Source organism: Arthrobacter sp. NPDC058130, assembly GCF_042884475.1.
Taxonomy (GTDB): Bacteria; Actinomycetota; Actinomycetes; order Actinomycetales; family Micrococcaceae; genus Arthrobacter.
Map to the genome: position 1 here is coordinate 166,568 of NZ_JBHVTV010000012.1, position 7,008 is coordinate 173,575.

The 7,008-nt window shown below is 64.0% G+C and carries 8 protein-coding genes and 1 pseudogene; 4 read left to right on the plus strand and 5 right to left on the minus strand.

What is annotated here, in order from left to right; translation table 11 throughout:
• Positions 1 to 56: 56 nt before the first annotated feature.
• Genes ACFVTM_RS18530 through ACFVTM_RS18540 form a run of 3 tightly spaced genes read right to left on the minus strand, consistent with a single transcriptional unit; the run spans position 57 to position 2,095 of the window.
• The gene (locus ACFVTM_RS18530) at positions 57 to 824 is read right to left on the minus strand and encodes an SCO1664 family protein (RefSeq protein ID WP_390205327.1); all 768 of its coding nucleotides are present in this window, start codon (positions 822 to 824) and stop codon (positions 57 to 59) included.
• Positions 824 to 1,378: a DUF3090 domain-containing protein gene (locus ACFVTM_RS18535; protein WP_390205328.1), complete on the minus strand. Its 555-nt coding sequence runs from the start codon at positions 1,376 to 1,378 to the stop codon at positions 824 to 826. Before ACFVTM_RS18535 ends, ACFVTM_RS18530 begins: the two co-directional genes overlap by 1 nt.
• Before the next feature lie 24 nt (positions 1,379 to 1,402).
• The gene (locus tag ACFVTM_RS18540) at positions 1,403 to 2,095 is read right to left on the minus strand and encodes a histidine phosphatase family protein (RefSeq protein ID WP_390205330.1); all 693 of its coding nucleotides are present in this window, start codon (positions 2,093 to 2,095) and stop codon (positions 1,403 to 1,405) included.
• Between the two features lie 32 nt (positions 2,096 to 2,127).
• Between ACFVTM_RS18540 and ACFVTM_RS18545 the strand changes: the two genes are divergently transcribed.
• Both ACFVTM_RS18545 and ACFVTM_RS18550 read left to right on the plus strand, forming a co-directional pair.
• Positions 2,128 to 2,259, plus strand: a complete 132-nt coding sequence (locus ACFVTM_RS18545; RefSeq protein WP_390205331.1) for a hypothetical protein — start codon at positions 2,128 to 2,130, stop codon at positions 2,257 to 2,259.
• A gap of 164 nt (positions 2,260 to 2,423) precedes the next feature.
• A pseudogene (locus ACFVTM_RS18550) lies at positions 2,424 to 2,801 on the plus strand (TDT family transporter); the annotation flags it as partial.
• Positions 2,802 to 3,074: 273 nt separating this feature from the next.
• On the opposite strand, the gene ACFVTM_RS18555 reads toward ACFVTM_RS18550, so the two are convergent.
• On the minus strand, positions 3,075 to 3,284 hold the full coding sequence (locus ACFVTM_RS18555) for a hypothetical protein (protein WP_390205342.1): 210 nt from the start codon (positions 3,282 to 3,284) through the stop codon (positions 3,075 to 3,077).
• Positions 3,193 to 3,963 (minus strand): family 43 glycosylhydrolase, encoded by a 771-nt coding sequence (locus ACFVTM_RS18560; RefSeq protein ID WP_390205333.1) that lies wholly within the window; start codon positions 3,961 to 3,963, stop codon positions 3,193 to 3,195. Before ACFVTM_RS18560 ends, ACFVTM_RS18555 begins: the two co-directional genes overlap by 92 nt.
• A gap of 935 nt (positions 3,964 to 4,898) precedes the next feature.
• On the opposite strand from ACFVTM_RS18560, the gene ACFVTM_RS18565 reads away from it, so the two are divergent.
• Positions 4,899 to 5,585 (plus strand): TM2 domain-containing protein, encoded by a 687-nt coding sequence (locus ACFVTM_RS18565; RefSeq protein ID WP_390205334.1) that lies wholly within the window; start codon positions 4,899 to 4,901, stop codon positions 5,583 to 5,585.
• Between the two features lie 993 nt (positions 5,586 to 6,578).
• On the plus strand, positions 6,579 to 6,959 hold the full coding sequence (locus tag ACFVTM_RS18570; protein WP_390205336.1) for a hypothetical protein: 381 nt from the start codon (positions 6,579 to 6,581) through the stop codon (positions 6,957 to 6,959).
• The last annotated feature ends 49 nt before the right edge of the window (positions 6,960 to 7,008 follow it).

Here is a 7,008-nt window from a genome sequence, read left to right on the forward strand (position 1 = left end):
TTAAGATCCATGCCGTCAACGTGACACAGCCTGCGAGGTCGGTAGCCGTAATTCCCTTAGAACAGCGGCCAGGGCACCGCCGGCATCTCACCGCTCGGAGCCGGTAACCGCCCTGCCAAGCGCAACCGGGCGCAGCGCGCGGCGAGCGAGGCGATTTCTTCGGCGCTGAGCAAGTCCGCCAGGTTTCGGCCCAGCCCGCCGTGCAGTCCTTGGCTGACACGATCTATGCCGTCGCGTTCCTCAGCGGTCAGAGCGTCTCCCAGCCATCCCCACAGCACGGTGCGCAGCTTGTGGTCACGGTGAAAGGTGAGCCCATGGTCCACGCCGTGCCGGTGTCCGTCCGTCATGGCAAGAATGTGGTCGCCTTTGCGGTCGGCGTTGTTGACGACCATGTCGAACACCGCCATGCGTCTGAGCGCCGGCGAGTCTTCGTGAACGAGGGTGACCATCCGTCCGTTCTCATCTCGTCCCTCGAGAACGTGTTTCCAGCCCGTCTCGGGCACGTGGTCCGTCGCGACCAGCTTCACGGCGCTTTGGGCGGGGTCTTGCTCCTGCCAGAGCGGCACCATTCCCTCGCCCATCGGACCATCGCGCAGCCAGGTGTGCGGCACGATGTCCCAGCCGAAGACCTCCGAGACCAGGTAGGCGGCCACCTCCCGGTGAGCCAGGGTGCCGTGGGGAAAATCCCACAGCGGACTTTCGCCTGCTATCGGCTTATAGACGACCATCACGTCGCCGATGCTGCCCAGAAATGTGGCGTTTGAAGCCGTCGTGATGCGGCCGGTGAGCGTCAGTTCGGCGGTCAGTAGGTCCGGCGCTGGCATCAGACCTCGGGAAGGGTGCAGATGTGCCCGTCGGCGTCTATGGGGTAACCGCAGAGCGGGCACGTCGGACGCCCGGCGCCCACGATCTCACGGGTGCGCTTGGCGAATGCGCGGGCAGTGCCGACCGGCATTCGCACCAGCAGCATTTCGGGTTCGTTAGCGCCGTCCTCATCAAGCGATCCGTCGTTGTCATCAGCATCGACATCGGTGATCGGGTAGGCCTCTATTACGACCTGGGCCGTGGTTGGGTCCCACCCTAAGCTCATGGCTCCGGTGCGAAACTGCTCCTGAACGGCCTCGAGCTGGTCATTGTCGACAAGTTCAATGGGAGTACTCGTGGGAACGCTGAAGGGGTTTCCCTCGACGGTGATGAGCTGGTCGAGAATTTCGTCGATCCTCTCCGCGAGCAGAGCCGACTGCTGCTTCTCCAGGGCAATGCTCACGATCTGCGTCCCTGCACGCACCTGCAGGTAGAACGTGCGCGCCCCCGGAAGGCCGATGGTGCCAACGACGACCCGATCAGGCCAGGCAAACTCATGAACACGTGTAGGCATGTCAGTATTCTAGGCACATGAGGTTCATGGCGCCTTTTGCCCTGCACCGCCGCCCACCGGCGCATCGCCAGCGTGGATGCCGTTCGACAGCCACGACAGATCACCCGCGTCGGTGTTGGTCGCGTAGACGCTCGGCCGGCTAGTGCCATAGCGCACGATCGATACGGAAGCGGGGCCCACGTTAATGCGCTGGAACAGGTCAAGATGCATGCCGAGCGCGTCGGCGAGGATTGACTTGATGATGTCACCGTGACTCACCGCCACCCACACGGCCCCCGGCCCGTACTCGGCTTCGAAGGCTGCATCGTGGCGTCGAATCGCGGCCACCGACCGAGCCTGCATCGCGGCCATGGATTCACCGCCGGGAAAGACGACGGCGGACGGTTGTGACTGCACAACCGGCCACAATTCCTCGGTCGCGAGATCACTGAGCGTGCGGCCCTGCCACTGGCCGTAATCGCACTCGGTGAGATCGAGATCGACCGGTGCGTACGGCGTGCCAGCCTGGCGATCGAGGATGAGCTGGGCGGTCTGCTGACAACGCTCAAGAGGGCTCGACACCACCCCGACCAGGGGCACGGCCGCGAGCCGGTCTCCGGTCAGAGCCGCCTGGTCCCGCCCGATCTGGTCCAGGCTGACGCCGACGGCCCGGCCGGCCAGCAGTCCAGTGGCATTGGCTGTGGTGCGGCCGTGCCGCACGAGAATAACTGTCGCCATCCACCCAGCCTAACCACCCGCTCGATGGCGGTGTGAACCGTGCCGGGTCGCGCGTCGAACAGGCAGATAAAGCACTGGCGGAACCCTTCAAGCACGCCGGCGCGCTCAAGGCCGCCCAGACGGACTCGGCACGCATCGGCCAGCTCATGGCCGACGCAGCATAACCGGAAGAACCGGCGCAGCCAGAACCCGCGGCCGAAGCCGACCCCCGTTTGGAGGACGTCCTGTACCCGCTGCGCGTCGGATCCAGTAGTTTCCGCCCTCTCAGAGCGGCGCTGGCCGTGGTCGCCACTCAGCTGCTCGCCCATTGGGTCACGGCGGAGTAACCATGCAGTCCATCCATCCCGGGTACTTCCTCCCCGTGGTCGCCGGGCCTTTTGTCGCAAGCATCGGATTCACAACGGTTCACGCTCCCGAAGCAGCCCTTGCCGCCTTCGGCGCCGGTGCGTTCTTCTGGTCGGTCTTAGGAACGGTCGTGACGGTCAGGCTGTGGACCGGCGGTCCGCTGCCGGCATCCGCCGTTCGCGCGCTGTCTGCCTACCTGGCCGCGCCCGCGACGGCAAGTGTCGCCTGGCACGTGTCACACCGCGGGGGCGCCGGCAGCCTCGAATGGGGCCTCACCGGAGTGCTGCTCATGATGCTGCTCATGCAGGCGCTCCTGATCAGGATTTATCGCGCGCTGCCGTTTTCGACTCTGTTCTGGGTGTTCACTTTCCCGGTGGCCACGACCAGCAATTACGCCAATCCGCTGGTTCACCGCTTCCACTGTCCCGGGGCGGGAAATCTACTCATGGGCAATTCTCGCCCTGTCCAGCACCTTTATTCTGGTGATCGCAGCCCGCACTCTTGCCGGACTGATCCGTCGGCCCACTCCCGCCGTTCAGGACGAGGGCTGCGGGCCGGCCGCCCGAGTCGGCCAACTGCGAAAACCCCTTGCCGCTCGGGAAACGGTCTCGCCCAGCCCCTCAGCTGTCCCACTTCAGTGACGCACGGGACCTGGCGCCGGAGGCAATCCCGCGCCGTGCCCAGGCCCCAGGTATGTGATGCCGTCCGGGGTGATACCGACGTCGATGAGGGTGACCCGTTCGTTTGGTGTGTCATTGGGGGTGTGGAAGACGAGGCAGTCCTGCCCGTTTGTTGTGTGGAGGATCATCCCGTGGCCGCCGTTGCCGGCCCCAGAGGGTTTCATCGTGCTGCACCCAGGGTCCGGTGATCAGTCCGCTTGCTGAGGTGGCGACACCGAGGGTGTAGCCGTTTTTCCCGTGGCTTGACCACAGCATCCTCAGCGGCGTCCCTGGTGCCTGAACCACGAAGGGTCCGTCGGTGAAGCGCGGATCCTTCGCAAGATTCAGCTCCTCCGGGGGTTCGCCGCCGTCGGGGAACCGCATCGGCACGCTCCAGCTGGCCGACGATGCTCTGAAGAGGAGAATAGGCTCGGCCACCGGGGATTTCAGATCGGGAGAAAGTCGAAGGGCGTACATCTCCCCGTCAGAGATTCCCGCTTCTCCACGGGGCGTTCCTTCGGCTCCGCGGCCATAGATGAGCCAGGGGTTACCGTCAGCATCGACATGAAGGGTTCCGTCGACGCAGGGCTGGCCGATCGGAGTGACGGGGCCGTCGCTCCACGGTTCGAATGGGCCGGTCGCATCATCCGGGACGAGTACCGCGACCCCACGTGGACGGGTGTGCGCCGACTTAGCGAAGGTCGCGAACATGTAGAACCTGCCGTTGTGGATGTGCACCTTGGGGCCCAGAACTGGGTATCCGACCAGAATCCGGCAGGTGGTCTGAACGGAGGAAACGGACCATTCCAATTGACCAGGTCGTCGCTGGTGTAGCACTCGAACCCGGTAGCCGTCCCACCCCATGGATTCTCATCAGTGGTCCCGAAAAGGACGAACTTACCCGGTATCGACTCCAGAATGAACGGGTCGCGCATCCGGATCTCGGATAGACGGTGAGTCGCCGCGGGCGCAGAAACAGTAGTGTCTGAAATACCTGATGCCATCGTCAATAAATCCTTCTTCTGCTCTAGGTGGGTCAGGCCCGTTGACCATCAACTCGACGTGACCGCTGATACCGGGAGCTCCGGTGCCCCAGCATCGAACTATGACGAAGGGGGCGCGCCCACTATCCAACGGTCATTTCATTGGTTGGCAGGCCGGGCCGCCCTGTTTCGCAGCGATGGCTTGCTGGCAGGGGCGCCCATGTCTTCCATGTAGCCCTTCCAGGTCTTGCCGGTGGAACTGAGTTGGCCCGCAAAGGTGGGAACCGAGACCGGTGCACACAGCCGGTACCTTTCACCTGGCCGGGCTCGGATGTTCCGGTTTGTTTGAACTTGGCATATACCGGGCGCCCGAGGCGTGTCATTGTATTCGAGCCTTGCCCGAAGATCTGGGCCAGATAGTTGGGGAAGACGCTCCTGCGGGTCTCAGGAATTCACCGGCCCACTGCTGGGCCGCTTTTGGAGACCGTGCCCGATGTGGAAACGGACGCTCGCCGAGTACCTGAGCGCCGTCAAAGGCGCGCCGAACTCCTCGGCAGACACGAAGCCAGGATCCACACCCCGCCTGGCCGCCCAGCTGCACTAACCATTGACCACTGCACGAGTCGAGTGACAGCTCAGCCAAGCCCGGTGCCGGCGACACTTCGCCTTGGCCGGGCGCGCTTCTTCCTGCCTCAGCGTGCTGCTTTCCTGGCCTCGTTGCGTCCGTGGACAACATGGCAGCGAACGCAAGCGTGGGATCCTCACCGGGCCGGAAGTCCGTGGACTTTCCCGTTCCGGCTGTTCGAGAATCGAAATGTGCCCCCGACCGAGCAGTACGGGCTCTTCTTCGAACGCGACCTCCCGCCGCGTCGTTCCCTGCGCGCCGCGTGGTTGCTGGCGTTGTTCCTGGGCTTCACCGGCGCGGACCGGTTCTACCTTCACAAGCCTGTCACCGGCACCCTGAAGCTGTTGACGATCGGCGGAGCGGGTATCTGGTGGCTCATTGACCTGTTCCGGATCACCAATGAATTCGCGGCCGACGGTGCATCCATGCCACTGCTGGGGACCAACTCCGAGCGCCGGGGCCTGCGCCTGGCCTCGATCGTCGTGGCTGCCGCCCTGGTGGGTGCGGTGGCCTACGTCACCGCGGCCCCCGTCACCGGGACAATCACCGCCACCGTCACCGCCTTGAACGCACTGCTGAACCCGGCCACTCCGCCTCCGGTGAAAGAGTTGGTCACCGTCGCGGAGGCCTCCGCCACCAAACCCCCGGGGCGGGTGGTAACCGTCACCGGCAACCTCCACATTGAGTACACTTTCACAGGGCCGGCTGTCGCCTACCTCCAACCCGCGAAGGGACCGGCGGTCACTGTTCTTTCCCTCGTCAAGGGCCGTGCCGGGGCGGTCGGCGTCACCCTGCGGCCAGGGACCTACACGCTGATCGTCAGCACTACCGGCATGCTCTGGCACCTCACGGCCAAGGAATACCGGCTGACCGGGTAGCGGTGCGTGCCGACGCGGGTAGTGCATCCGCGGCGCCCATTTGGCGAATCCCCGGCCATAGCAGCCGGCCCGGGCCTGTTCGTTCGGCTCAGGAGACATGCTATGCCGCGCCTAGACGTGCAACGCTAGACTCGCAGAGTCCAGGTCCCGCTTGTCTCGTTCGCTGCGCGGTCAGGAGGGTCGTAGCGGGACAAAGCCGATGACCAGCGTGCGCGACGTCGTCAGCGGCTCCTTCTCTTGGCTTGGACAGCGGTGTTGCTGTGTAGTCCTTCATGGCCGGGGCGCTTGGAACTGCATGACTTGCAGTGACTTGGGATCAAATCCTCATAGGTCGGCCACGGGTCTCCAGCCCACCGCGCCTTCTATCACGGACACCAGCCCGGCGTATCATCCACTACCGCGGACTCGAAGCCTGGCTGGAAGGCTACGAAACCCTCGACACCGTCTTGGAGCCGGGAATGGCGGTCACCATCGAACCCAGGATCATCGTCCGCGGTGGCCCCATGAGCCTGAGAGAGCGCCGTTTTACTGTGCTCAGTTTTGTGCAGTCTGTTCACTGAAAACTTCGTCGGAGATATTGTTCTGATTCAAGACGTCAAAAGCAGCTGATCCGTCACAGCCGAGTCCAGTTCCCACCCCAATCCCACCGCTGGTCCGCACGACGGTACCGTGCCGCCTCCGCCCTGCATCGATGTCACAAGGCGTTGCAGGGGCCGCTCCCAAACAACAGAGCGCAGGCGGACCGCAGATCCTCGATCTCGGACCTGCGGTCGTCCAGTTTTCGTTGATGAGCTCGCTGTTGGTCGGTGACACGGTCTATATCGGCTCCCGCAACCTGCCCGAGCCACCATCGCACAGTCAATCGTCGCCACCACCAGCACCGTGTACTTCGGTACGGGCAGCACGCTCGGTGGCGGAAACGGATCGAGCCCTGCACGGCTGTTTGCCTTCGATCGGACCACGAAAGCGTCCACAAATATCCTGCCGTCAGAGATGGCAACTGGCGTGTCCGTGACCTCCCTGAGCGTTTTGGACGGACAGCTGGGAGCCGGCGTCAAGGGTCCTGGGAAGTCCGTACTGATCAATCTGGCCGATCACTCCAAATACACGATCATCCCGAAGACCGCCGTCATGTTCCGGCAGCTTGGAAATCAGGTGTTCTTCGTCAAGGAACCGGGCGTCTGGTCGTACAACACGACGACGAAGAAGATGACGCAGATCCTCACGGAGGACGTGGGCGCCATGTGGGGCTTGGACGTCAGCTGGGGTGCTCATCGGATCGCCTCCTCTCAGTCCGCCGCGGAGGGTCCCGCGCCGAGCGGCCTGCCCGCGGCCGCGATCTCTCCGCGGAGGGCTTTGAGCGCGGGGACGTAGATTTCCGAGAATGTCGGGAAGGGCTGGATCGTGTCCCTGAGGACTTCGA